Origin of the sequence: Streptomyces griseoluteus (assembly GCF_004784465.1) — a bacterium.
Taxonomy (GTDB): Bacteria; Actinomycetota; Actinomycetes; order Streptomycetales; family Streptomycetaceae; genus Streptomyces; species Streptomyces griseoluteus.
In genome coordinates this window covers 37003-60522 of sequence record NZ_SRRU01000013.1, presented here as the reverse complement: position 1 = coordinate 60522, position 23520 = coordinate 37003, and the positions used below count along the sequence as shown (strand labels likewise).

22 protein-coding genes and 1 pseudogene are annotated in these 23520 nt (G+C 70.3%); 8 read left to right on the top strand and 15 right to left on the bottom strand.

The annotated features are described in order from the left end of the window. Positions 1–37: 37 nt before the first annotated feature. From galE to E5082_RS28945, 4 genes are all read right to left on the bottom strand, one after another. Complete coding sequence (galE, locus tag E5082_RS28960) at positions 38–1060, bottom strand: UDP-glucose 4-epimerase GalE (RefSeq protein ID WP_229919001.1); 1023 nt, start codon at positions 1058–1060, stop codon at positions 38–40. A 35-nt stretch (positions 1061–1095) separates the two neighbouring features. Then, the gene (locus tag E5082_RS28955) at positions 1096–2985 is read right to left on the bottom strand and encodes a glycosyltransferase family 2 protein (RefSeq protein WP_135794207.1); all 1890 of its coding nucleotides are present in this window, start codon (positions 2983–2985) and stop codon (positions 1096–1098) included. A 104-nt stretch (positions 2986–3089) separates the two neighbouring features. Then, positions 3090–4187 (bottom strand): UDP-glucuronic acid decarboxylase family protein, encoded by a 1098-nt coding sequence (locus E5082_RS28950; protein ID WP_135794206.1) that lies wholly within the window; start codon positions 4185–4187, stop codon positions 3090–3092. A 385-nt stretch (positions 4188–4572) separates the two neighbouring features. Then, positions 4573–5019 carry a hypothetical protein gene (locus E5082_RS28945; protein ID WP_135794205.1) on the bottom strand — a complete coding sequence of 149 codons (447 nt, stop codon included), beginning with the start codon at positions 5017–5019 and terminating at the stop codon, positions 4573–4575. A 278-nt stretch (positions 5020–5297) separates the two neighbouring features. Between E5082_RS28945 and E5082_RS28940 the strand changes: the two genes are divergently transcribed. After that, positions 5298–5744, top strand: a complete 447-nt coding sequence (locus E5082_RS28940; RefSeq protein WP_135794204.1) for a hypothetical protein — start codon at positions 5298–5300, stop codon at positions 5742–5744. 67 nt (positions 5745–5811) lie between these two features. Here the strand turns inward: E5082_RS28940 and E5082_RS28935 are convergent, their stop codons facing one another. Both E5082_RS28935 and E5082_RS28930 read right to left on the bottom strand, forming a co-directional pair. Continuing rightward, on the bottom strand, positions 5812–7023 hold the full coding sequence (locus tag E5082_RS28935; RefSeq protein WP_135786586.1) for a beta-1,3-glucanase family protein: 1212 nt from the start codon (positions 7021–7023) through the stop codon (positions 5812–5814). A 101-nt stretch (positions 7024–7124) separates the two neighbouring features. After that, a pseudogene (locus tag E5082_RS28930) lies at positions 7125–7997 on the bottom strand (glycoside hydrolase family 16 protein); the annotation flags it as partial. Between the two features lie 419 nt (positions 7998–8416). On the opposite strand from E5082_RS28930, the gene E5082_RS28925 reads away from it, so the two are divergent. Further along, complete coding sequence (locus E5082_RS28925) at positions 8417–9637, top strand: NAD(P)/FAD-dependent oxidoreductase (protein WP_135794202.1); 1221 nt, start codon at positions 8417–8419, stop codon at positions 9635–9637. A gap of 3 nt (positions 9638–9640) precedes the next feature. On the opposite strand, the gene E5082_RS28920 is transcribed toward E5082_RS28925, so the two are convergent. The 8 genes from E5082_RS28920 to E5082_RS28885 all read right to left on the bottom strand — a co-directional run bounded on the left by E5082_RS28920 (position 9641) and on the right by E5082_RS28885 (position 17364). Beyond that, positions 9641–10633 carry an ornithine cyclodeaminase family protein gene (locus E5082_RS28920; RefSeq protein WP_135794201.1) on the bottom strand — a complete coding sequence of 331 codons (993 nt, stop codon included), beginning with the start codon at positions 10631–10633 and terminating at the stop codon, positions 9641–9643. Further along, the gene (locus E5082_RS28915) at positions 10630–11310 is read right to left on the bottom strand and encodes a prephenate dehydratase domain-containing protein (protein ID WP_229919002.1); all 681 of its coding nucleotides are present in this window, start codon (positions 11308–11310) and stop codon (positions 10630–10632) included. The genes E5082_RS28920 and E5082_RS28915 overlap by 4 nt, the downstream gene beginning before the upstream one ends. A 123-nt stretch (positions 11311–11433) precedes the next feature. After that, a complete protein-coding gene (locus E5082_RS28910; protein ID WP_167514169.1) occupies positions 11434–12399 on the bottom strand; it encodes a branched-chain amino acid transaminase in 966 nt (321 codons plus the stop codon). After that, on the bottom strand, positions 12396–13817 hold the full coding sequence (locus E5082_RS28905) for a phenylacetate--CoA ligase family protein (protein ID WP_135794199.1): 1422 nt from the start codon (positions 13815–13817) through the stop codon (positions 12396–12398). Before E5082_RS28905 ends, E5082_RS28910 begins: the two co-directional genes overlap by 4 nt. Before the next feature lie 89 nt (positions 13818–13906). Beyond that, positions 13907–14329, bottom strand: coding sequence for a DUF2000 domain-containing protein (locus E5082_RS28900; RefSeq protein WP_135794198.1), 423 nt, complete (start codon positions 14327–14329; stop codon positions 13907–13909). Then, a complete protein-coding gene (locus E5082_RS28895) occupies positions 14326–15303 on the bottom strand; it encodes a DMT family transporter (protein WP_135794197.1) in 978 nt (325 codons plus the stop codon). Before E5082_RS28895 ends, E5082_RS28900 begins: the two co-directional genes overlap by 4 nt. Before the next feature lie 54 nt (positions 15304–15357). Further along, complete coding sequence (locus E5082_RS28890) at positions 15358–15672, bottom strand: Dabb family protein (RefSeq protein ID WP_135794196.1); 315 nt, start codon at positions 15670–15672, stop codon at positions 15358–15360. A 213-nt stretch (positions 15673–15885) separates the two neighbouring features. Continuing rightward, positions 15886–17364: an MFS transporter gene (locus E5082_RS28885; protein ID WP_229919008.1), complete on the bottom strand. Its 1479-nt coding sequence runs from the start codon at positions 17362–17364 to the stop codon at positions 15886–15888. Positions 17365–17702: 338 nt separating this feature from the next. Here E5082_RS28885 and mgrA point away from each other — a divergent pair, with 338 nt between their 5' ends. The 6 genes from mgrA to E5082_RS28855 all read left to right on the top strand — a co-directional run bounded on the left by mgrA (position 17703) and on the right by E5082_RS28855 (position 22253). Beyond that, positions 17703–18749: an L-glyceraldehyde 3-phosphate reductase gene (mgrA, locus tag E5082_RS28880; protein ID WP_135786588.1), complete on the top strand. Its 1047-nt coding sequence runs from the start codon at positions 17703–17705 to the stop codon at positions 18747–18749. A 122-nt stretch (positions 18750–18871) separates the two neighbouring features. Beyond that, positions 18872–19357 (top strand): cation:proton antiporter regulatory subunit, encoded by a 486-nt coding sequence (locus tag E5082_RS28875; RefSeq protein WP_135794195.1) that lies wholly within the window; start codon positions 18872–18874, stop codon positions 19355–19357. 5 nt (positions 19358–19362) lie between these two features. Further along, on the top strand, positions 19363–20607 hold the full coding sequence (locus E5082_RS28870) for a cation:proton antiporter (protein ID WP_135794194.1): 1245 nt from the start codon (positions 19363–19365) through the stop codon (positions 20605–20607). A gap of 59 nt (positions 20608–20666) precedes the next feature. After that, positions 20667–21305, top strand: coding sequence for a DedA family protein (locus E5082_RS28865; RefSeq protein WP_135794193.1), 639 nt, complete (start codon positions 20667–20669; stop codon positions 21303–21305). A gap of 85 nt (positions 21306–21390) precedes the next feature. Beyond that, entirely contained in the window at positions 21391–21564 is a 174-nt protein-coding gene (locus E5082_RS28860) for a CsbD family protein (protein ID WP_086695494.1), read from the top strand. Between the two features lie 230 nt (positions 21565–21794). After that, complete coding sequence (locus E5082_RS28855) at positions 21795–22253, top strand: ATP-binding protein (protein WP_135794192.1); 459 nt, start codon at positions 21795–21797, stop codon at positions 22251–22253. Positions 22254–22455: 202 nt separating this feature from the next. Here E5082_RS28855 and E5082_RS28850 read toward each other — a convergent pair whose 3' ends face one another. Beyond that, positions 22456–23484, bottom strand: coding sequence for an MASE1 domain-containing protein (locus tag E5082_RS28850; RefSeq protein WP_135794191.1), 1029 nt, complete (start codon positions 23482–23484; stop codon positions 22456–22458). Between the last annotated feature and the right edge of the window lie 36 nt (positions 23485–23520).

Here is a 23520-nt window from a genome sequence, read left to right as displayed (position 1 = left end):
GTCGGGGCGGAGAGGGAAGAAGGGGGGACGGGACGTGTCAGGGGGCGTAGCCGTAGGGGTTGTGCTGCTGGAAGTTCCACGCGTCGCGGCACATCGCGGCCAGGTCGCGCCGCGCGGTCCAGCCCCAGGCCGCGGCGACCCTGGCCGGATCGGCGACGAGTTCGGCGACGTCGCCGGGCCGGCGCTCGGTGACCCGGTACGGAATCGGCTGCCCTGAGACCTCCTCGAAGGTCTGTACGAGGTCGAGGACGGACGCTCCGTGTCCGGTGCCGAGGTTGAAGACCCGCATCCCGGGCTCGTCGTCGAGGTGGTCCAGGGCCTCGCGGTGGCCCTCGGCGACGTCGACGACGTGTACGTAGTCGCGGATCCCGGTGCCGTCCGGCGTGGGGAAGTCGTCCCCGAAGACGCTGAGCTCCTCGCGGCGGCCCACGGCGACCTGCGTGAGGAACGGCATGATGTTGTTCGGCACGCCGTGCGGGTCCTCGCCCAGCAGTCCGCTGGAGTGGGCACCGACGGGGTTGAAGTACCGCAGCGCCAGCACCCGCAGTGCCGGAACGTGCCGGCACAGGTCCGCGAGGATCCGCTCGCAGGTCAGCTTGGTGGTGGCGTAGGGGTTGGTCGGGGCAACCGGGGACTCCTCGGTCAGCGGGACGATGGTGGTGTCGCCGTAGACCGAGCAGGACGAGGAGAACACCAGCCGGTGCACTCCGTGGTCGTGCATCGCCGAGACCAGGGCCGTGGTGCCGCCGACGTTGATGTCGTAGTACGTGAGCGGGATCCGCACCGACTCCCCGACGGCCTTCTTCGCCGCGAAGTGGATCACCGCGTCGATCGGGTGGCTCGCGAAGACGGCGTCCAGGGCGCGCCGGTCCCGCACGTCCGCGGTGTGGGCCGCGGCGATCGGACGGCCCGCGATCTTCGCGACGCGTTCGAGGGCCTCGGGGGAGCTGTTGGAGTGGTCGTCGAGCACGACGACCTCGTGGCCGGAGCGGAGCAGTTCGACACAGGTGTGGCTGCCGATGAAACCGGCGCCGCCGGTGACCAGGACCGTCTGGGGCACGGGGGATCTCCTTTCTCGATCGGCCGCTGGGGCCGTCACCATGCGTAGAAGCCGGTGAGATAGGTGGGGAAGAGGGTGACGGCGAGCCCCAGGGGGAGCAGGGAGAGCAGGCCGGCGACGAGCGGGAGCACGGCGGTGCGCAGCGCGCGGAGGGCGGATGCCCCGGTCGCGCGTGCGGTCTCCTTGACGTGGAGCGCGCTGATCGCGAGGGCCACGGCGGTGTACGAGGCGGAGCCGAGGATGCAGAGGAAGACGTAGCCCACGGCGGGGCCGGTGATCTGGCCGACCAGGGCCGACCCCGACAGGAACGTGGTGATCAGCAGGTAGGGGGCGACGGAGCGCAGCGGAAGCGGTTCCAGGCCGTCACGCTTCTTCGGGGTGACCTTGAAGGTGATCTGACGAGGACGCAGTTTCTGCATCACCGCGGCGAGCACGCCCCACGCGACGTAGGGCCAGCGGGAGAGCCCGAAGAGCCAGATCTCCCAGCTGAAGATGGGAGAGTCCTTGGGGCGGAGCAGACCGCGGCGGCGGCAGAGCAGCGTCAGCAGGATCAGCCAGACGGACATGCTCCAGAAGTGCGCCAGGAACGCGAAGTAGTTGACGTCGATCCAGGGGGCGCCGGTGACAGCGGCGATCGGCGGCAGCAGAATGCCCATGACGGTGGCCGTGGCCAGGAGCGGGTAGTACATCAGCGCCGCGCCGAAGCGGAGCCGCAGCTTGGGGGACATCCGGCCCAGATGGCGCGGCAGCATGCCCAGCAGCATCACGACCAGGCTGCGGGACCACTGGAACTCCTGGGTGATCATCGCGCCGAAGGTGAGCGGACCCTCGCCGTGTGCCTCCGCGTCGATCGCGAACGCGCCCTGCCAGCCGGCCGAACTGAGCAGGAAGGTGGTGGAGAAGTCTTCGGCGAGCTCGGGGCCGAGACCGCCGATGTCTCGGAGCGCCTGGGTGCGGACGGCGTAGTGCGAGCCGATGCACACGGGCGCGAGGCCCGCGGAGTGGCCCAGTTGCACGGGCCCGTGGAACATGGCCTCCCGCTGCAGCCGGCCCCGGGCCGCCCAGGAGCCGTCGGCGTTGGAGTCGCAGACGCTGGGGGCGGCGACGTAGCCGATGGCGGGGTCGGCGAAGGGCCGGATCACCTCGGTGAGGTACCGGGGCCCGGGGACGTGGTCGCAGTCGAGCTGGGCGACCACGTCGTAGTGGGCGTAACCGAAGTGGTCGTAGAAGAAGGCGAGGTTACCCTCCTTGCACCGCGTGCGCCGGGGCCATTCGGCCCGGTGGTAGTCGATGCGGCCACGCCGGCAGGAGACGTTGACGCCGTGGTCCTGGCACCAGTCGAGGATCTCGTCGGTAGGGTCCTCGTCGCACAGCCACACGTGGTAGGCGTACGGAAAGTCCTGGTCGAGCATCGCCTCCAGCGTGGTGCGGGCGATGTCCCAGCTCTCCGACGGAGCACGGGTCACGACGAACGCGGTGCGCAGCTCCGGCACCTCGACGGCCGGATCGAACCGCCGCATCCGGATCAGCGCGACGAGGAAGTGGACGGGCAGGTAGGTCAGGTACAGCAGCAGGGCGCTGTTGACGATCAGGCCGAGCCAGCCGATGCGGTGCGACGGCTGGAGCCACCAGGTCCAGAACCAGACCAGGCAGGCCGCCCAGCCGAGGGACAGCAGCGCGATGAGGACACGGTCGAAGCGCGAGAACGCCCGCACGAAGCTGGAGGGAAGAGCGGTGAGCCGCCGCGACGGCAGTGCAAGGACGGGGCCGTCCGGGCCGATCGAGGCGACCGCCCCGTTCGACAGCGCTCGGATCTCCTTGCCCAGGGCCTCCCATTCCTCCGGTGAACCGGGAGCGGGAGACGGGAGCGGAAGTTCCTGGATGGCTCCGGTCCCGTGGACGGGGCCTTGCTCCAACAACGTCATGGCGGCGGGTTCTCCAGGCGGTGCGACGGCGGGCCTTGGGACGGGGAGCGGTCGGAGTGCGGTGTTGCGGCCGGCCGGTTGACCGGCCGGCCGCAACAGCGGGATCAGCCGCTCAGGGTGGACGGTCGGAGTGCGGCGGTGGGAGTCACGGCGGTGTCGGCGGCCGCCGGGCCCGGGATGCTCTGCTCCAGGCCGGTCCCGCGTGCCACCATGGCCGGCGGGACCGTCTCCTTCTGGGCGCCGCGGATCGCCGCGGCCGACGCGGCGAGCCGCTCCGGACGGGCGCGGAAGTACGCGACGGTCCGGCGCAGGCCCTCCGTGATGTCGATCTCCGGCTCCCAGCCCAGCACCTCGCGGGCTCGGGTGATCACCGGGCGGCGGCGGGTGGGGTCGTCGACCGGCAGCGGGAGATATTTCACCTCGGAGGTGGAACCGGTCATCGCCAGGACGATCTCGGCGAGTTCGGAGACGGTGTGCTCGACGGGGTTGCCCAGGTTGAACGGGCCCATCGCGCAGGAGTCGAGGAGCGCGAGGAGACCGCGGATCAGGTCGTCGACGAAGCAGAAGCTGCGGGTCTGCTTGCCGTCGCCGTAGATGGTGAGCGGTTCGCCGGTGAGAGCCTGGGTGATGAAGCTGGAGACCACCCGGCCGTCATGCGGGCGCATCCGAGGGCCGTAGGTGTTGAAGATCCGCGCGATGCCGACATCGAGGTGGTGGGTGCGCCGGTACGCGGCGGACACCGCTTCGGCATATCGTTTGGCCTCGTCGTAGACGCTACGGGGCCCGATGGAGTTGACGTTGCCCCAGTACGCCTCCTCCTGCGGATGAACCAGTGGATCGCCGTAGACCTCGCTCGTCGAGGCGAGGATGAAGCGGGCGTCGTGACGCAGGGCCAGACGCAGGGCGTTCTCGGTCCCACGGCTACCGACCGCGAGGGTCTCCAACGGCCGACGCAGGTAGTCGGGCGGAGAGGCGGGAGACGCGAGGTGGGCGACGGCGTCGACGCGGCCGGCGACCTCCACGGCCTCGCTCACGTCGGCGTGCTGGAATTCGAAGCACGGGTCGGACAGAAGATGAGCGATGTTCTCAGGGTCGCCGGTCGAGAAATTGTCCAGGCACACCACCGAGTCGCCGCGCCGCAATAGCGCCGCGCACAGGTGTGACCCAAGGAAACCACCGCCACCGGTCACGGCAACGCGCATGTGTTCTCCAGGAATGAGAAGTGGTACGGCCGCACCCCGCGCGTACGGCCAGGCACTGGGCAGATGACCGGACGAGCTGACATGCGGAGCCTCTCGGAAACGCAGGACGAGAGTATGGCAATACGAAGAAATTTCCGCGGAGGGAAATCGAGGGCTGGACTGTTCGGCGGATATCACCGGAGCGTGAGTACGGGGCCGCTGCCCCCATCGGAATTGCTCCCGCATTCGACACGGGTGGTTCGCCGGTATCACACTCAGGGGTGAGGCCGGCTCGCGTGCGGCCCGTACGGTCACTCATCACGGTCCCGCAAGCCGTGTCGCTTCTGAGACTGACTCAGGGCCCAGCGGGAGATGCCTCGACGGCCTCGGCAAGTTCAGGGAAAGATCACTTGCGGCGAGGGCGGCCCGGGCAGGAGCCGGCGGGGTGCTGGGACAGCAGGCAGATGACGCGGGCCGTGGTGGTGTTCAGGGTGCGGGCGAGCTGGACGATGGAGAAGTCGCCGCTGGGCACGGCCTGGTGCGACTGGGCGATGGTGATGCTGTCCGGGCCGGGTCCGGGCAGAGCGAGGTGGCGCAGGGTGCGGGCGGGGAACTGCGGTGTCCACTGGAGTGGTTCGTCGAGGCCGTGCTCATCGAGGATCGCTTGCGCGGTGTGGGTGAGCAGGTCGTCCTCGGCGGTCAGGATTCGCCGGCGGAAGCGCTGGTACTGCTGGCGCTGGGCGTGTACGACGTCGGGGGCTTGTGTCGAGCGCAGGCGCTGCAGATCGCTCCAGCAGCGGCGGTGCCATCGCGACTGAGACCGCGCAGCGACATTCTGGACCCTCCAGGTCACTCGAAGTGTCCGGTTGTGGGAGACGGAAGATGCCCGCGGTACAGGAGTCGTTTACCCGGCTTTGCGGAGCAATTTTTTCGGGGCGGTTGCTGAAACGGTTCGTAGTGCGAAGGGACGGGGGGTGGGGTGCGTGTGCGCCCCCGGTGGGAGCCGGGTCGGGTGCAATGACCGGAATCGGGCTTCAAGGGCACCTGACACACTCGGGACGATGGGTCCGGCCTTCGGGACCGGCGTCGTCCGTGGCGGTGGCCGGGGGCGGGAAAAGGGGGAGTCTCAAGATGAGCGTGCGCAAAGTTGCGGGCGTGATGGTGGCCGCGGTGGCGCTGGCGGGAAGTCAGCTGCTGGCAGGGAGCGCGTCGGCGGCGGGCGGTGTGCAGGGCCGGATCGACAGCTATCTGGCCGCCCACCCCGGCGAGCGACAGGTCTCGGCGGACAAGGCGACGATGCCCGGCGGAACGGTGACCTTCGCCGCCTCCGGCACCGCCGCGATCAGTTGCAGCGCCGGGCACCTGTGTATCCAGGACGGCAACGGCAAGCGCTACGACTACTACTACTGCGGCTACTACGACTTCTACGGAATCGGGGACGGCTACTTCAACAACAACCAGAGCAGCGGCACCGTGGCCCGGTTCTACAACGAGAACGGCACCGAACGGTGGAGCAGCCGGGCACCGCAGAGCGGTACCGCCTCCTGGACGCCGGTCTGGCACATCCGTCCCTGCTGACCACCAGGGACACCACACTGCTCCCCGCCTCGGGCCGAGGCGGGGAGCAGTGCTGTAGGGAGGTGGATCAGAACGCCGTCAGCGTGAGCGTGAAGCCGGAGGGCGCCGTGTCCTGGATGAAGGAGGCGAAGTCGGCGACGTCGTCGAAGGCGAAGCCGTACGCCTTGCCGTCCTTCGTGGCCGCGTGGATGGCCTTGGAGTAGTGGTTGGTCAGCTCGCCCTGGTAGAAGGCGGCCGGGTCGGTGCTGGGCTGCGCGGTGTCGGTGAGCAGCGTCGAGCGGTTGAAGCCGGCGCCGAGGACGGCGGCGACGGGGCCGGTGGTGCCGTCGTTCGGGGCGGCGAGGTTGCCGTCGCAGAAGAGGACGTCACGGGTGGAGGGCTTGGCGAAGGACACCGAGGCCGGCCCGTCGAAGGTGAAGCGGTCGCCGCGGACCCGGCCGGTGAAGGTGCCGGCGTTGGTCGTGATCTTCAGGTCCTTGCCGGTGAAGGTGGACCACACCTCGTCGATGTACGGGGCGAAGTAGTCCTTGGCGAACAGCCCGGCGTCCAGCCCGTGACCAGGCGCGATGATGCGCTTGTCGTCGACGACCAGCTTGGAGAACTCCGCGACCTCCTTGACCGCGGCGAAGGCGGCGGCGCGGCCCCCGTCCCGGATGCTGCCGGTCGTCTGGTCCTTCTCACCGGTGAGCCGGATACTCATCGGCACGCTGAACATGTCGACCATCGTGGTGTTGCAGAACATGCCGGACGCGTTGTACGTGAACTCCGCACAGTCGTGCAGCACCCCGAAGTTGGGGTCGGACTCGACCCAGCCGGCCGGGAACTGCAGCGCCGCGTTGCCGTTGCCGTCGGTGACGGCCTTCATCTTCAGCTTGTCGCCGAGCGAGACGTAGATACGGCCGGACATGAACGGCAGGGACAGCTTGGTCTCGCCGCTGCCCGCGAGCGGTATCGCGTAGTCGGTGAAGCCGTCGGCGCCGTTGTCGGAGACGGCGATGGGCGCCAGGGTGCCGTCCTGCTTGAGGCGGACCTGCTTGCCGTCGACGTTGCCGACCACGTAGACGTTCACGGAGCCGTTGTCGAACGAGCCGCTGTTGTTGACGACGGTCACCGGCAGCGAACCCGAGGCCGCGCGGGTCTTGTTGCCGCCACTGTCGCCCGGCTGGTCGGCGAGGGCGAAGGGCGCGATGGCGGCGCCCGCGGGGATGGCCACGGCCGCGCCGCCCAGGGCGAACATCAGCTTGCGGCGGGTCAGATTGCGCTGGTGACGAGGCGACATGCGGGGAACTCCTTGCAGTGGGGGAAGCACCCGGCCGGAGCCGGGACAGCACGGGACGGTCAGGGGGCCAGGGGTTGGCAACTCCCGGCCCCCGGACCTCAGTTCTGGGCGGAGACGCGGACGTAGTCCACGGTCATCGTCTGCGGGAAGGACGTACCGGCGTCGGGGCTGCCGGGCCAGTCGCCGCCGACCGCGAGGTTGAGGATGATGAAGAAGGGGTGGTCGTAGACCCACTTGTTGCCGTTCACGTCGGCCGGGGTGCGGGTCTGGTAGTTCTGGCCGTCCACGGACCAGGTGATGCCGGACGGGCTCCAGTCGACCGCGAAGGTGTGGAAGTCGTCGGCGAACGGCTTGCCGTTCGGCAGGTTGTACGCGGCGCCGATCCCGCCCGCGCCGGAGTAGCCGGGACCGTGGATGGTGCCGTGGACCGTGGAGGGCTCCTTGCCGACGTTCTCCATGATGTCGATCTCGCCGCTGCCCGGCCAGCCCGCACTGCCGAGGTCGTCGCCCAGCATCCAGAAGGCCGGCCAGATGCCCTGGCCGCGCGGAATCTTGATGCGGGCCTCGAAGTGGCCGTACTTCTGCGTGAACGTCTGCGCCGTGTTCAGCCGTGCGGAGGTAAACTGACAGGGCCCGTTCCAGCAGTTCAGGTTGGGGTCGGTGTTCTTGCGCGCGGTGATGACCAGGTTGCCGTTGCCGTCGAGGGCGGCGTTGTCGGTGCTGTTCGTGTAGTACTGCAGCTCGTGGTTTCCGTTGCCGCTGCCGCCTGTCTCCAGGGTCCAGCGGGACCTGTCCGGCGCGCTGCCCGCGGCGCCGTCGAAGTCGTCGGACCAGCTCAGCGCGGCCGCCGGCGCCGCGTCGGCGCGGTGGGCGCCGGGGCCCGTGGTGTTGAGCAGCACACCGGCGGCGAGCGCGGCGGCACTTCCGCAGATCAGTCCGCGGTAGGACCAGCGACGTAAACGATGACCAGCCATGACCTGAACACACCCTGTTCTCTGTGGGGGGGACGTACGGGGCACGCCCTCGACCGTGGGGGAAGGGACGGGCGCCGGAGGAGCACACCGCACGCACCGGACCCGAAGGCCTGAGAGCGCTCTCACGCGAACGGCGAGCACCACCGGCAGGCCCCGACCATACGCCTCGGACCCAGCGGCTCCAACCGCCCCGACAACCCCTCAAAACGCCCATGAGCAGCGGGTATCTGAACAAACAACAACCTCACCGGGCGACGTTTAACCCTCGATTAACCCCCGCTTAAGTCCGGCCGGGACCCCGGCGGGGGTGACCTGAGCGAGGGCACGGCAGTTGTCACGGAGCGGCCGCGTGTCTGTACGCACCGTCCGCACGGGTGGACCCTGGTGCCTCGGTGAGCGTGGGCAGGAAGGTGTGTGTGATGAGCGGTGGACAACGGGTGTCCGAGCGGGTGGTCGTCGTCGGCGCTGGAGTGGTGGGCGCATCGGTCGCGTGCCATCTGACCCGGCTGGGTCATGACGACGTGGTGGTGCTCGACACGCGGAGCCGCCCGGAGCTGCCGGGCTCTACGGGACTGGCCCCCGGCTTCGTGGGACAGCTCAGCGCCGGTGCGGAGTTGAGCGCGCTGGCCCAGGACAGCGTCGCCCAGTACGGCGCGCTGCCGGGCGGCAAAGCGTTCTGGCAGGTCGGCTGTCTGGAGGTGGCCACCGGTCCGGAACGGCTGGAGCGGGCGCACCACGACGTGGAGCACGGGGCCCGACTCGGACTGGCGGCACGGGTGCTGGGTCCCGTCGAGGCCGCCGGCCTGGCTCCCGGGCTGGTCGACCCCGAGCGGGCGCTGGGTGCCCTGTTCGTCCCCTCCGACGGCGCGGTGGACCCCGTGCTGCTGACGCGGCTGCTGGTGGAGGAGGCGGAGCGGGCGGGGGCGCGCTTCCGTTTCAAGACCCACGTCACGGCACTCGCGCAGGAGCGGGGGCGGGTCGTGGGGGTACGGGCGGGTACGGAGGACGAGTTGATCCCGGCCGGCCGGGTCGTCCTGGCCGCCGGTGTCTGGGGACCGGTACTCGCCGCGCGGGCCGGGGTCCGGCTGCCGATGGCGGCGGTCCAGCATCCGTACCTGTACACGCGTGAACTGCCGGGTCTGGACGACACGTTCACGGACACACCGATCGTCCGCTACCCCGACCACTCGGTCTACACCCGCCGCCACGGCCGCCGTTACGGCGTGGGGAGCTACGCCCACACTCCCCTGCCGCTACGACCTTCCGCCGACCTCGTCTCGGCGGAACTCCCCTTCCCCGAGAAGGAATTCGGCGCCGCCCTGGACCGAGCCACCTCACTGGTGCCCGTGTTCCGGACGGCTCCCCGAGGACGACGGCTCAACGGCGTATTCGCCATGACCCCCGACGAACTGCCCCTGGTGGGACCGGCCGCCGGGGCCCCCGGACTGTGGTTCGCGGAAGCGTCCTGGGTCACCCACGCGGGGGGTGTAGGCCGCCAGCTCGCCCACATGCTGCTGGACACCGGCGATCTCCTCGTGGACCCCGCCCGCCTGGCCCCCGACCGCTTCGCCTCCTGGACCGACCAGCGGATCCAGGAGACGGCACTCGCCCACTACCAAGGCATCTACGAGACGCACTGAGCCTCAGCGTGCCCCCGTCCGCTGTGCGTGGGCCTTGGCGACCAGGACGGCTGCCGCGACGTCCTGAGCGGCGAGTCCGAGGGAGAGGTAGACCACGCGTTCCCGCTCGCTCAGCCGCCCGGGAATCCGGCCGTCGAGGAGGGCACCGAGTTCGCCCCGCGCGTGGCCGGGGCCGATCAGCCCCTCCGCCATGGGCACCAGCAGCTCGGAGGCCTCCTTGGCCGCGGCCTCCGCGCTGTCGAGCACCACGGCCGAGCCGGCGACGAGCCGGGACGACAGCTCCCGCTCGCCGGGCTGACAGGCGCCCACCGCGCAGACGACAGCACCCGGCGCCACGTCCGGCTCGTCCAGCACGGGCTCCCTGGCGGCGGTGGTCGTGCAGACGACTTCGGCCTGGCGGGCCGCCTCGTGCAAGGTGCCGTGGACCTCCGCGCACAGCCCGTGTTCGGTGCGGACCCACTCGGCCAGCTCGGCCGCGCTCTCCGGCCGCCTGCTCCACAGGCGCACGCTCCTGAGGGGCCGTACCGCCGCGACGGCCGTCACATGGGCTCGCGCCTGGGCGCCCGCACCGGCGACGGCCAGCGTGACCGGCCCGGCGGGGGCGAGCGCGTCCACGGCCACGGCGGACACGGCGGCGGTGCGCAGTTCGGTGATGGTGTCGGCGGGCAGCACGGCCACGGGCAGTCCGGTGTCCGGCGCGAAGACGGTCACCGTGCCGACGTGGGTGGGCAGACCGCGCGCCGGGTTGTCCTCGCGCACCACGACGGACTTGATGCCGAACCACCGCTGCCCCTCGAACGGCACCTGGGCGGGCATCGAGCCGAACAGGCCGGCCTCCTCGCCGTCCCGCGCCGGCGGGCGCAGCACCGTGCGCACCGGCTGGGTCACCTCGCCGGCCGAGAAGGCGCGCATCACCTCCCGCATGGCGGTGACGGCCGTCGAAGCAGGCAACAGGGCGCGGACCTCGGCGTCGCCGATGAAGACCGGGGCGTTCACCACGCGAGGTTCCGAGCGGACGGGACGGGGCGCCGTGCGGGCCGGTCCTCGTCGAGGATGTCCGCCCTGGTGAACGCCGACCACACCATGCGGATGGGGCGGGTGCGGGAGAGGAACTCCAGGCCGTGCAGCCTGGCGGCCGGCGCGGTGGTGAGGGCGAGTGGGACCTCGCCCTCGGCGACCGCCCGTGCCGCCGCGCTCGTGGAGGAGGCGAACACCACCTCGGCCACGTCGATGCGGTCGGGGAGCAGCTCGCCGATGAGAGCGCGGGGCGCGGGGTGGGTGACGACGGACGCCTTCCCGGCGATCTTGGCGCCGGGTACGGCCGCGATGCCGTAGTGCGGGGTGTCCTTGACGAACACCGCGGCGAGCCGCAGGGCGGGGTCCATGTAGAAGCGCTCTATGCCGGCATAGGCGTTGGCGACGACCGCGAGTTCGCCGGCGCCGGAGACGAGCCGGTCGGCCGCCTCCTCGTACTGGTCGCACAGGTCGATCCGGACGCTCTCGTGGCCGCGTTGGAGCAACCGGTTCTGCAGGGCTCGGCATGCCTGCTCGCTGCTGGTCCCCGCGGGGCCCAGCGAGGAGATGCGCAGGGGCACGGTGAGGGGGAGCCGGAAGAGGGCGACGTCGGTGATCTCCTGGCCGTCGGACACGTCGGAGCGGTACCTGCTGATCACAGTTCCTCCAGGGAAGGGCAGGGTGAAGACGCGAGAAGTCGTGTGGGGACGCACCGGTCCAGGCGGGCACGCGGGAGGGCGTGCCTGATCGCCGTGCCGGGGCGGCCGGTGAAGAGGAGCTCGTCAGACGCGCGCGTCGGCGCGGGAGCCGAGGCCGACCGAGGTGGTCCAGTGCCGGTAGCGCGGATCGGCGCCGCGGACGGCGCGCCGGTAGACCTCGCGCACACGGGTGGTGAGGGGGCCGGGGGTGCCGTCGCCGACCGGGCGGCCGTCGATCTCGGTCACGGGCACGATCTGACAGCCGGTTCCGGTGAGGAACACCTCGTCGGCCGTGTGGAGTTCTGAGCGGGGTACGGCGCGTTCGGTGACGGAGACGCCGGTCTCGTCGGCGATGATCCGCATGACCGCCGCGCGGGTGAGGCCGAGCAGGATGTCCGAGTCGGGGCCCGGCGTGGCGACCTCGCCCGAGCGGACGACGAACACGTTGGCGGTACTGGCCTCGGCGACGGAACCGCCCTGGTTGAGCATGATCGCGTCGTCGTACCCCGCGGCGGTCGCCTCGTCGACGGCCAGCGCGTTGTTGGCGTAGGCGCCGGTGATCTTGGCGCGGGCGGGGAGCGAGGCGTCGGGTACCCGGCGCCAGGAGCTGACTGCGCAGCGGATGCCTTCGGCGCGGCTGTAGTCGCCCATGGGCATGGCGAGGATGGTGACGGAGGTGGACACGCCGCTGAGCCTGACGCCGAAGGGCGTGCCGGGCTCCAGCGCCAGCTTGTACACCAGGGGCCTGAGGTACGCGTCGCCGGTGAGGCCGTTGCGCCGGACCAGCTCGCGGCTCACCTCGACGAGCTCGTCGGGGCTGTAGGGCAGGTCGAGGCGGAGCAGGCGGCAGGACGCGTGGAGGCGTTCGTAGTGCTCCTTCGCCTTGAAGAGCAGCGCTTCGTCACCGTCGGCGGCCGCGTAGGAGCGGATCCCCTCGAAGACCCCGGTGCCGTAGTGCAGGCCCTGGGTGCCGGGCCCCAGTGTCACATCCCGGGCGCGGGCGAACTCGCCCTGGTGGAAGACCCACCGCTCCCCGGTCGTCGCGTTCACCGGCCCGACCTCCGCCCGGCCATGGCGAGGGCGGCCTGACGTTCGGCGTCCGGGGCCTGGCGACGGTCGTGGACACGGGCCGCCTTCCAGCTCACCATGGCGCCGGTGGTGGTGACGCCGCCGAGCTGCCCGTAGGCGACCTCCAGCGGGCAGTCCCAGGCGTCCCGCGCGGCGGTGACGAGGTCTGCGGCGCTCTGGGGCGGCAGCGTCGCGCCGCCGCGGGTCTCGACCTCCACGGTGAGGGTGTCGGTCCCGTCGACGCGGTCGATGACGAGCTGGTAGTCCATGGCGCCGGCGAGCCGGGACAGAATCAGGGACTCCAGTTCGTAGGCGGTGACCTCGTGGCCGTTGAGATCGATGAGGTCCCGTACGCGGCCGAGCGGGAGCAGGACCTCGGAGGGGTAGCGGCCCCCGGTGGTGTCCGCCGGGTACAGCCGGACCAGGTCGCCGGTCCGGTAGCGCACGAGCGGCTTGCTCCCCTGGTAGAGGTGCGTGATCACCAACTCGCCCTGCCGGTAGCCGTCTCGCCGGGGCACCGGACGACCGGTGCCGGGGTCGATGAGTTCGTAGTAGACGTTCAGCGGGACGGTGCGCAGCCGGCCGTCGCCGTGCACCGCGCCGAGGATGGATGCCTCCTGGGAGGCGTAGAGGCAGTTGTAGGCGGTGGCTCCCCAGAGCTCGCCGATGTTGCTCAGCAGGCCGGGGGTGGCGAGTTCACCGGTGAACATGAAGAAGCGGATGCCGAGGTCCTTCGGCTCCAGGCCGGCCCGCACCGCCTCCTTGGCCATCGACATGGCGACGTTGGGCGTGCAGAAGACACCGGTGACGGAGATCTCCTGGAGTACCTCCAGCGCGCGCCGGAAGCCGACGACGGGCGAGTGCGGCCACATCTTGGCGTGCGCGTGGCCGAGGTTGCGGCACACGTCGCCGAACGTGTCGCCGGTGGAGTGGAGTTCGTTGGGACCCATCACGCCGATGACGTGATCGCCGCCGTGCGCGCGGAAGACGTGGTCGTAACAGACGGACAGAGCGGTGTTGTTGACGAGAGAGTCGACATTGTCTCGGGGGCACGGGGTCGCGCGGCCGGTGGTGCCGGTGGTCTCGTAGAAGATCCAGCCCTCGTGCACGGGCCTGGACAGCATGTCGTGCAGACGGCCGCGCAGGTCGTCCTTGGTGGTGAAGGGCAGCTCGGCGAAGGAGTCGAAGGTGAGCTCCGCCGGGGCGGATACCCCGAGGGGGCCCAGGAGTTCGCGGTAGAAGGGGGAGCGCTCGGTGACGTAGCGGAGGGTTTCGCCGAGGGCGCGGAGCTGGTACGCCGCCAGTTCCTCCGGGTTCCATCCGCCGGCGTCGAAGCGGCGGTGATCATCGAGGGTGCGACGCGCGAAGGCGTCGAGACGGTCGTCGAATATAGTGAACATGGTCCCAGCCTGTGCTTGTGATCAGTGGGCTACGGGGCTTGGGTGCCTGCGGGGTAGGAGCCGCAGGCACCCGTTCTTTCGGGTACCGGTCAGCGCAGCAGAGCCAGGCTTCCGGTCCATTTGTTGAGCTGCTTGCGGGGTCCGAAGAGGCCGATCGAGGAGTAGGCCAGTGTCTCGGGGCCGGCTCCGGCCATGCGCTCGATGTACTCGTCGTAGGTGCGGCAGGACTGCGCCAGGTCGCTGAAACCGACGACCACCGCTTCGGGGTCGGCGTCGGCCAGCCGGTGGATCTCGGCGATGCGCTCGGCGGAGGCCTTGAGGATCGGCACCGGGATGAAGGTGATGCCGAGGTGCGCGCCGCCGTCCGCGTCCTTGACGTCCGGACCGATCAGTTCGGGGACGCTGCGCCCGAGGGTCAGCGAGACCACTGAGGCGGCGTTGGCCGTCAGGCCGGCGGGGAGATCGCCGTTGACGACGATCACGCACTTGCTGTTCTGGATGTCCGGGCTCATTTCGGTTCCAACTCGTGCTGTTGCAGGGACACTTCGGTCGGCTCCCGGTGCGTGGTCCGGGCGGGACGGCGCCGTGCCTGTGCACCGAGCACGACACCGGCGATGACGATGAGACAGCCCACCCCCTGGACGACGCCGACACTTTCGCCGGTGACGACGACGGCGGAGACCAGACCGAAAACGGGGACGAGGTTGAGCACGTTGACGGCGGTGCTCGATGTCACCTCGCGCAGGCCGTAGTTGTAGAGGACGAACGCGGCAATGGAGCACATGACGGCCAGGAAGGCCAGCATGCCCACGTCGACCGTGGTCGGCATTGCCCAGTCCCGGAACTCCAGCGGGCTGACGAGGACGAAGCCCAGTGCGCCGGCGACCGTCTGGTAGTAGGTGATGGTCAGCGGGGAGTACCCCGCGCTGGTGCGGCGCGCGACGACGTTGTACGCGGCCCAGGCGACACCGGCCACCAGCAGGATGATGTCCCCGAGCAGCCGGTGCGCGCCTCCGGCGCTCGCGCTCTGCCGGACGATCAGCCACACCCCGCCGACCGCGAGCACCATGCCCAGCACCCGCGTGAGGGAGGGCCATTCGCGGTGGACGGCGACTTCGAGGATCACGGTGATGATGGGGAATGCCGCCACGATGACGGCGGCGTCGGCGGCTGTCGCCATGTCGACACCGATGTTCTCCAGCCCGAAGTACGCGGTGATCCCGAGCAGTCCGGCTCCGCCCATCGCCAGCGCGGAGCGGCGGCCGGCCGGGCGCCACCCTTTCTGGAGCCGGACGAGAAACGCGAGAACAAGGGCGGCGGCGGAGAACCTGATGGCGCCGATGGTCATCGGCGGCACGTTCTTCAGGACCACTTTCGTCACGGCGAAGGAGGTGCTCCAGATCAGCGCTGCGGCCACGACGGCAAGCAGCGCCGCCCAGGGCGGGCCGGACCGGGTCCGAGGCGATAAGACGCCGTTCTCATCCATGATTGCTCCCGTGGATCGCGTCATGACAGACGGAGGTTCCGGAGTGAATTCCCGTCACACCGCGGATTCCGTGTCCAGTTCGAAGTCCACCACCGACCAGTCGGCGATGGCCCGCCACAGTTCGACGCCCCGCACGTGGTCAGGGTGGGTGAGGTAGCGGTGCACGGCGTCCCGGTCGGCGAAGTCTCCGATCACGGCGAAGTCGTGGGCGATCGAACGCGCGGCGGTGTTCCTGCCGCAACTCCAGTTGGCTATCTCGGGGATATGCAGCGGATGCCGCAACGTCGCGGCCTCCGCCTCTTCCGCTCTCGGATCCGACCAGTTGATGCCGTCTTTGAATTTGAACAGCACGACATGACGGACCCCCATGAAAAACCTTCCGTGACGGCGAGCAACTGAGCGGATTCAACGAATCGCGATACAAGCATCCGGTCCGCGGCGTGATCAACCCGCGTCCGCTATTCGAGACCTCGACAAGGACGGAGTCGACCGAAAAGCCTCTTCCCCGCAGAGCACTCCCCCGCACGCCAAGACCCCCCGCGGTCACAAAGGCCACGAGGGGTCTCCCGGTATCTCGGGGGTCTAGCCCCGATCCGCCGCCGGGCTGTCCTTCGCCAGGGCGTACAGCTCCTTGGAGGTGGTGATCAGTTCACGCCGTTCCTCGTTGGAGCCGACCATCGGCTGGGAGCCGCGCAGGGGGACCTGGGCGCTCTCGGGGAGGAACTTCACCGTGATCAGGCCGATGACGCCGGCCAGCATCAGGTAGTACGCGGGCATCAGGTCGTCGCCGGTGATGTCCACCAGCGCGGCGGTCACCAGCGGGGTCGTACCGCCGAAGGCCGCGACGGCGAAATTGAAGCCGATGCCCATCGCCGCGTACCGGACGGCCGTCGGAAAGAGGGCCGGCAGCGTGGCCGCGCTCGGTGCGGCGAAACAGGCCAGCAGGGTGGACAGGATCAGCACGCCGAGGATCGGCGCCCAGGTGCCCTCCATCTTGATCAGCAGGAAGGCCGGGACGGCCAGCACGATCATGGCGGCGGCGGCCCAGCCGTACAGCGGGCGCCTGCCGATCCGGTCGCTGAGCCGGCCGAGGAACGTGATGAGGATGACGATCCACACCATGCCGATGAGCACCAGCACGTCGGCCGAACTGCTGGACCGGCCCAGCGTCTCGGTCTGGTACGTCGGCAGATACCCCGTGACCATGTAGTTCGTGACGTTGTACAGCAGCACCAGGCCCATGCAGATGAGCAGCGCCTTCCAGTGCCTCTTGATGATGTCCTTGAACTCGCTGCCCGCCGACTCCTGGGCGAGGCTCTTCTCGTGCTCGTCGAGCTGCTGCTGGAACGCCGGGGACTCCTCCAGCTTCAGCCGCATGTAGAGGCCGATCACGCCGAGCGGACCGGCGATCAGGAACGGGATGCGCCAGCCCCAGGAGAGCATCTCGGCGTCCGAGAGCAGCAGGTTCAGCACGGTGACCAGGGCGGAGCCGAGGGCGTAACCGACGAAGGTGCCGAAGTCGAGCCAGCTGGAGAGGAAACCACGCCGCCGGTCGGGTGAGTACTCCGCGACGAAGGTGGTCGCGCCGCCGTACTCGCCGCCGGTGGAGAAGCCCTGCACCATGCGGGCGACCAGCAGCAGGATGGGTGCCGCGATGCCGATGGTGGAGTAGCCGGGGATCACACCGATGGCGAAGGTGCCGATGGCCATCATGATCATGGTGGTGGCCAGCACCTTCTGCCGGCCGAGCCGGTCGCCGAGCGGTCCGAAGACCAGCCCGCCGAGCGGGCGGACCACAAAGGCGGCGGCGAAGGTGGCGAAGGAAGAGATCACCTGGGCGCCCGGGGAGGCGCCGGGGAAGAACACCTTGCCGAGCGTGGCGGCAAGGTAGCTGTAGACCCCGAAGTCGAACCACTCCATGCAGTTGCCGAGCGCCGAGGCGCCGACGGCCCGTTTGAGCAGGGGAGGTTCGACGACCTGGACGTCGTCCTTGCGGAAGGCGCCCCGATTGTGCCGCAGCCTGTGGGTCAGCTCCTCGCGGACCTGACGGGGGAGCTCCATCACGGCCTCGGAGGCCTTCTTCTTTATGCCTGAGGGCCGCTCTCCGCCGGACAGGGCATCACTCACTGCCGCTCCTTTCGCCGTCGGTGTCACCGGAATGCGCTTTCTCCGGCCGCACCGGGCATCAGCCCCGTGTCCCATCCTGCTGCCCAACGCCACACCCGTCACACCGGCCACGCACACATGGGCGAACGCCGAGGTCAGGGGCTGGGTGATTAAGAAACAAGGCAGCTCAATCCCATGACGTGCGACGGTTGGACTTCGCGCTGCCGAGGGCGCAGGGTGGATCAGCCCCACTTCCCGGGGGCACCCCTACGGCATCACCCGGAGATCACCCGATGAACCATGTCGCGGACCCCGCTCGCTACGACGGCACCATGCGCTACCGGCGCACCGGCCGCTCGGGGCTCGACCTGCCCCTGCTGTCGCTGGGCTACTGGCACAACTTCGGTGACGACCGGCCCTTCGAGACCCAGCGGGAGATCGCGCTGCGCGCCTTCGACCTGGGCATCACCCACCACGACCTGGCGAACAACTACGGCCCGCCCTACGGCTCGGCGGAGATCAACTTCGGCCGGCTGATGAAGCAGGACCTCGCGCCGTACCGGGACGAGCTGGTGGTCTCCACCAAGGCGGGCTGGGACATGTGGCCGGGCCCCTACGGCCAGGGCGGTGGCTCGCGCAAATATGTGCTGGCCTCCCTGGACCAGTCGCTGAAGCGTATGGGCCTGGACTATGTGGACATCTTCTACTCCCACCGGCTGGACGCGAGCACGCCGCTGGAGGAGACGATGGGCGCGCTCGACACCGCCGTCCGCCAGGGCAAGGCGCTGTACGTCGGCATCTCCTCCTACGACGCCGAGCGCACCCGGCAGGCCGCGGCGATCCTGCGCGAGCTGGGCACGCCGATGCTGATCCACCAGCCGTCGTACAACATGCTCAACCGCTGGATCGAGACCGAGGGTCTGCTGGACGTGGCCGAGGAGGAGGGTTTCGGTGTCATCGGCTTCACGGCGCTGGCGCAGGGCCTGCTGACCGGCCGCTACCTGGACGGCGTGCCGGAGGACTCGCGGGCGGCGGCGGGCAAGTCCTTCGACCAGTCCTGGCTGACCGAGGACATGCGCGGCCGGCTGCGCGCCCTGAACGACATCGCGGCCCGGCGCGGCCAGTCCCTGGCGCAGATGGCGCTGGCCTGGGCGTTGCGGGACGAGCGGGTGACCTCGCTGGTGATCGGCGCCTCGCGCACCGAGCAGCTCGAGCAGAACGTTGCGGCGCTGCAGAACCTGGAGTTCAGCGCCGAGGAGCTGGCCGAGATCGACAAGTACGCCACGGACGGCGGGGTCGATCTGTGGGCCGACGCCCGGCAGGGCAACCTGGGCGGCTGAGAAGCGCACCAAGCATGACGTGACCCCCCTGAGAGACCGCTTTCCGTGTGGCCATGCACCGTCAAGCTAGGGTGTGGGCAATGGTTGCACCAAGAAACAGTCAAAAATGTCAGGGGGTTGCCATGGGCACCGCACGCACGAGTAGGACGCCGTTGCCGGGGATCGGCGTCCGGTACGACCTCACCACCCGCGAACACCGTCGGCTGTCGGTGGTGGCCCACCGGGACGGGGCGCGGACGCTGAGCGCCTACCGCGAGGACGACCCCGACGCGTGCGCGCTGTCGGTGCAGTTGACCGGCGGCGAGGCGGAGGCCATCGCCAGGACGCTGATGCCGACGCACCAGAGCCCCAGCCTGCTCTCCACCACAGAGCTGGGCCTGGTCGCCGAGCGCATCTCGCTGTCCTCCGTCTCGCACTGGAACGGACGGCTGCTCGGAGACACCCGGATGCGCACCGAGACCGGTGTGTCGATCGTGGCCGTGCTCCGCCGCGCCGACGCCATCCCCTCCCCCGGTCCGGGGTTCCGGCTCGCGGGCGGTGACACGCTCATCGTGATCGGCACCCGCGAGGGCGTCGACGCGGCCGCCGAGATCCTCGGCAGGGAGTGATCCGGATGCATTCCTCCGCGGTCTTCCTCATCGAGTTCGGCGCCATCATCCTGGCCCTCGGCCTGCTCGGCAGGCTCGCCGCCCGGCTGAGGTTCTCCCCCATCCCGCTGTATCTGCTCGCCGGGCTGGCCTTCGGCGAGGGCGGGCTGCTGCCGCTGGGTGCCAGTGAGGAGTTCGTGGCGATCGGCGCCGAGATCGGCGTGATCCTGCTGCTGCTCATGCTCGGCCTGGAGTACACCGCCGGTGACCTGGTCTCCAACCTCAAGACGCAGTACCCGGCCGGTCTGGTGGACTTCGCGCTGAACGCGGTGCCGGGCGCGGTGATGGCACTGCTGCTGGGCTGGGGTCCCATCGCCGCCGTGGTGCTGGCCGGCATCACCTGGATCTCGTCCTCCGGCGTCATCGCCAAGGTCCTGGGCGACCTGGGCCGGATCGGCAACCGGGAGACCCCGGTGATCCTCAGCATCCTGGTGCTGGAGGACCTGTCCATGGCGGTCTATCTCCCGCTGGTCACCGCCCTGCTGGCCGGTACGGGCTTCGTGGCGGGCGGCATCACCCTCGCCATCGCGCTCGGCGTGGCCGGTCTGGTGCTGCTGCTGGCGGTGCGCTTCGGCCGGGTCATCTCCCGCTTCGTCTCCAGCGACGACCCGGAGAAGCTGCTGCTGGTGGTCCTCGGTCTCACCCTGCTGGTGGCCGGGCTAGCCCAGCAGCTCCAGGTCTCGGCGGCGGTGGGCGCCTTCCTGGTGGGCATCGCGCTCTCCGGCGAGGTCGCCGAGGGCGCGCACAACCTGCTGGCACCGCTGCGGGACCTGTTCGCGGCCGTGTTCTTCGTGTTCTTCGGGCTGCACACCGACCCGGCGAGCATCCCGCCGGTCCTGCTGCCCGCGCTGGCCCTCGCGGTCGTCACCGCGCTCACCAAGATCGCCACCGGCTACTGGGCGGCGCGGCGCGCGGGCGTCTCCGTGCGGGGCCGCTGGCGGGCGGGCGGCACGCTGGTGGCGCGCGGCGAGTTCTCGGTGGTCATCGCCGGTCTCGCGGTCACCTCGGGCATCGACTCCCGGCTGGGTCCGCTGGCCACCGCGTACGTGCTGATCCTGGTGGTCGTCGGCCCGCTGACCGCGCGCTACACCGACCAGATCGCCCTGGGGATCGCCAAGTGGCGCCGGGCCCGCACGGCCCCGGCCGAGCCGGCCGCGGAGCCGTCCGCCCCGGCGGAGGTGCGCGACCAGGACGCGGTGGGCCGCTCCTGAGCACGGCCCTTCGCGCAGGTCACAGAGGGGCGGGGCGCGGCGCGGCGTACGGTGATGCCATGCCGCCTCCCCTCCCCGGCCCCCTGGGGCCGCTGGCCCCGCTGCTCGGTCACTACGGCTACTGGGCCGTCGGCGCGGTCGTCTTCCTGGAGGACTTCGGGGTCCCGGCGCCGGGCGAGACGATTCTGCTCGCGGCCGGGGTCTACGCCGGTGCGGGGGAGCTGAACATCGTCGCCGTGGCGGTCATCGCGTTCGCGGCGGCGGTCCTCGGGGACAACGTCGGGTACGTGATCGGCCGTACGGGGGGCCGGGCGTTCGTGGAGCGCTGGGGCAAGTACATCCTGCTGACGCCGAAGCGCTTCGAGGCGGCGGAGGCGTTCTTCCGGCGGCACGGCGGCAAGATCGTCACGGTGGCCCGGTTCGTGGAGGGGCTGCGCCAGGCCAACGGGATCATCGCGGGCACCACCGGGATGCCCTGGCCCCGCTTCCTCGCCTTCAACGCGCTCGGCGCGGCCCTCTGGGTGGGCCTGTGGTCCTCGCTGGCGTATCTGGCGGGCAGCCACATCACGGCGGTGTACGACGAGATCGTCCGCTATCAGCGTTACGTGCTCATCGCCGCCGGATTGCTGGTGGCGGCGCTGGTCGTCCGGCACCTGGTGCGGCGCCGGCGGGCCCGCCGTAACGACGCCGGTCAATGAATGTCGGCTTTTCTGGTTTGGCCGGCGGCGTTGGGGATAGCCGGATGTCGACCACGCACCGAAAACGTTGGGATGTGAATACCCCATGGCTGGTGACCAGAAGGGCAAGGCCAAGGCGGAGCAGCTCAAGGGCAAGGTCAAGGAGACCATGGGCAAGGCCGTCGGGAACGAGCGCATGGAGGCCGAGGGCCGCGCCGAAGGCGCCAAGGGCGACGCCCGCCAGGCCAAGGAAAAGGCGAAGGACACGTTCAAACACTGAGTCGGTGCGATGCCGTACCGGGGCGGGCCCGGAAATTCCCTTTGTGGATTTCCGGGCCCGCCACTTTGTGTGCCCGGTGTTTTACCGGGTCGTTCTCACGCCTCCGGGGGATTCCCGCCCGGACGCCCCTTGATCGGCGCAGCCGGGGGTAGCCGGGTGGAGAAGGGACGATCCTCCGCGATCGCACGAAGGGGCCTGAGCCGGCCACCATGGGAGAAGGGCGATTCCGCATGGACCTCCCCCTCACGACAGACACCATGACGCGGACCGCGCCGGAGCTGCCGCGCTACAGCCGCCGCTGGGACGCCGACACCGCGTCCCTCCCGGAGGCCAGGGACGCGGTCGCCGACCTGCTCGCGCGGGTCCGCCCCACCCCGTCCGCGCATACCGTGCAGGACGCGCAGCTCGTCGCCAGCGAGCTGGTGACCAACGCGCTCAAGCACGCGCCGGGGCCGTTCACGCTGCACATGGAAGTGATACCGGACCCGGCGGCGCTGCGGATCAGCGTCACGGACTCCTCGCCCCGTCCGCCCCGGCACCGCCCGCCCGACCCGGAGCGGGTGGGCGGGCACGGGCTGCGGCTGGTGACCCTGCTCTGCGGCGCACTGGAGGTCACCCCCCTGGGCCGCGGCAAGCGGGTCACCGCGTCGCTGGCGCTGGCGCTGGACCATGGGGCGAGGCATCCCTAGGGGCGTGTCCGCAAAGTAGCGCCGTCTGCCCGGAGGGCAGGGCTCGCGGCGTCTGGTGCGTGCGATCGCAAGGCGGAGGGTCGCCCTCGTACTGGGTGTACGAGGGCGACCCCGACAACGCCGCTGGGGGTCCCCCTGCTCGTAGAGCTTGGGGGAGTTCGTGCCAGCCGTCGCGAGCCAGGCGGGACTTTGCGGACACGTCCTACGGTCTGCCCGGTGGCGGCCGGGCGTCGTCGCCGGGCCGGAGCAGGGGGTCGGCGTCCTCGGGGGCCGGGCGGGGTGGCGGGGCCTCCCCCGCGGTGAGGTGTTCCAGCACCTCGACCAGTTCCTCGCACGCCCGCTCCACGGAGCGCCGGGTGTGCCGCTGCTCGGTGATCACGGCGGACAGCAGCAGCGCGGTCAGCGCCATGGTCCCGTTGAACCCCTGGAGCTTGGCCATGACCTCGAGTCGGCTCAGCCCCCCGAAGGCACCCGCCCCCTTGGTGGCGGCGACGGCGGCCGGCACCGAGGTGGCCAGCGCGCAGAGCATGCTGCCGACCAGCTCGAAGCGCAGTGCACCCCAGATGATCAGCGGATACACCAGGAACAGCAGGCTGAGGTGACTGTAGACGGCGGGCGGCACCACACAGACGGCGGCCCCGGCCAGCGCGGCGGCCTCCCACCGGCGGGGCGTCGGCCGCAGCCCCCGGGCGTGGCTGAACAGGAGCAGGAGCGGGGTGACGAGCAGGACGCCCATGGCGTCGCCCACCCACCAGGCGAGCCACACCGTCCAGAAGGTGTGCGCGGGCATCCGGTCGGTCGCCACGAGCAGGACGACGCCCACGGTCGAGCTGATCAGCATGGCGCCCAGCGCACCGAAGAACACCAGCGCGAGCCCGTCCCGCAACCGCCTGAGATCGGTACGGAATCCGGCCCGGCGGAGCAGCACCACCGCCCCGACCGGGGCCAGAGTGTTGCCGACGAGATAGCCGAGCGAGTAGAGCACCGGCGCGTCCAGCGACAGCACGATGAGGTACGCGCCGATCGTGACGCCCGGCCAGTACCGCACCCCGAGGATCAGCAGGGCGGCGACGGCCACGCCGGTCGGCGGCCAGATGGGGGTGACGACGGCGCCGTCGACGGTGAGTTTGCAGAGCAGGCCGAGGCGCCCGGCCGCGAAGTAGCAGACCGCGACGGCCACGACCAGGGCGGCATGGCCGCCCGGCCGACGCGCTTCAGGGAATGCCACCACCCGGCAACTCTCACACCGGTCGGCCGGGAGCGGCGA

Bases quoted from the DNA above. Each gene is read 5' to 3' on its own strand.
- E5082_RS28855 (WP_135794192.1), top strand. From the start codon at position 21,795: ATGGACCTCCCCCTCACGACAGACACCATGACGCGGACCGCGCCGGAG.
- E5082_RS28870 (WP_135794194.1), top strand. From the start codon at position 19,363: ATGCATTCCTCCGCGGTCTTCCTCATCGAGTTCGGCGCCATCATCCTG.
- E5082_RS28865 (WP_135794193.1), top strand. From the start codon at position 20,667: ATGCCGCCTCCCCTCCCCGGCCCCCTGGGGCCGCTGGCCCCGCTGCTC.
- E5082_RS28895 (WP_135794197.1), bottom strand. From the start codon at position 15,303: ATGGATGAGAACGGCGTCTTATCGCCTCGGACCCGGTCCGGCCCGCCC.
- E5082_RS28950 (WP_135794206.1), bottom strand. From the start codon at position 4,187: ATGCGCGTTGCCGTGACCGGTGGCGGTGGTTTCCTTGGGTCACACCTG.
- mgrA (WP_135786588.1), top strand. From the start codon at position 17,703: ATGAACCATGTCGCGGACCCCGCTCGCTACGACGGCACCATGCGCTAC.
- E5082_RS28940 (WP_135794204.1), top strand. From the start codon at position 5,298: ATGAGCGTGCGCAAAGTTGCGGGCGTGATGGTGGCCGCGGTGGCGCTG.
- E5082_RS28935 (WP_135786586.1), bottom strand. From the start codon at position 7,023: ATGTCGCCTCGTCACCAGCGCAATCTGACCCGCCGCAAGCTGATGTTC.
- E5082_RS28955 (WP_135794207.1), bottom strand. From the start codon at position 2,985: ATGACGTTGTTGGAGCAAGGCCCCGTCCACGGGACCGGAGCCATCCAG.
- E5082_RS28860 (WP_086695494.1), top strand. From the start codon at position 21,391: ATGGCTGGTGACCAGAAGGGCAAGGCCAAGGCGGAGCAGCTCAAGGGC.
- E5082_RS28925 (WP_135794202.1), top strand. From the start codon at position 8,417: ATGAGCGGTGGACAACGGGTGTCCGAGCGGGTGGTCGTCGTCGGCGCT.
- E5082_RS28885 (WP_229919008.1), bottom strand. From the start codon at position 17,364: ATGGAGCTCCCCCGTCAGGTCCGCGAGGAGCTGACCCACAGGCTGCGG.
- E5082_RS28905 (WP_135794199.1), bottom strand. From the start codon at position 13,817: ATGTTCACTATATTCGACGACCGTCTCGACGCCTTCGCGCGTCGCACC.
- E5082_RS28900 (WP_135794198.1), bottom strand. From the start codon at position 14,329: ATGAGCCCGGACATCCAGAACAGCAAGTGCGTGATCGTCGTCAACGGC.
- E5082_RS28890 (WP_135794196.1), bottom strand. From the start codon at position 15,672: ATGGGGGTCCGTCATGTCGTGCTGTTCAAATTCAAAGACGGCATCAAC.
- E5082_RS28875 (WP_135794195.1), top strand. From the start codon at position 18,872: ATGGGCACCGCACGCACGAGTAGGACGCCGTTGCCGGGGATCGGCGTC.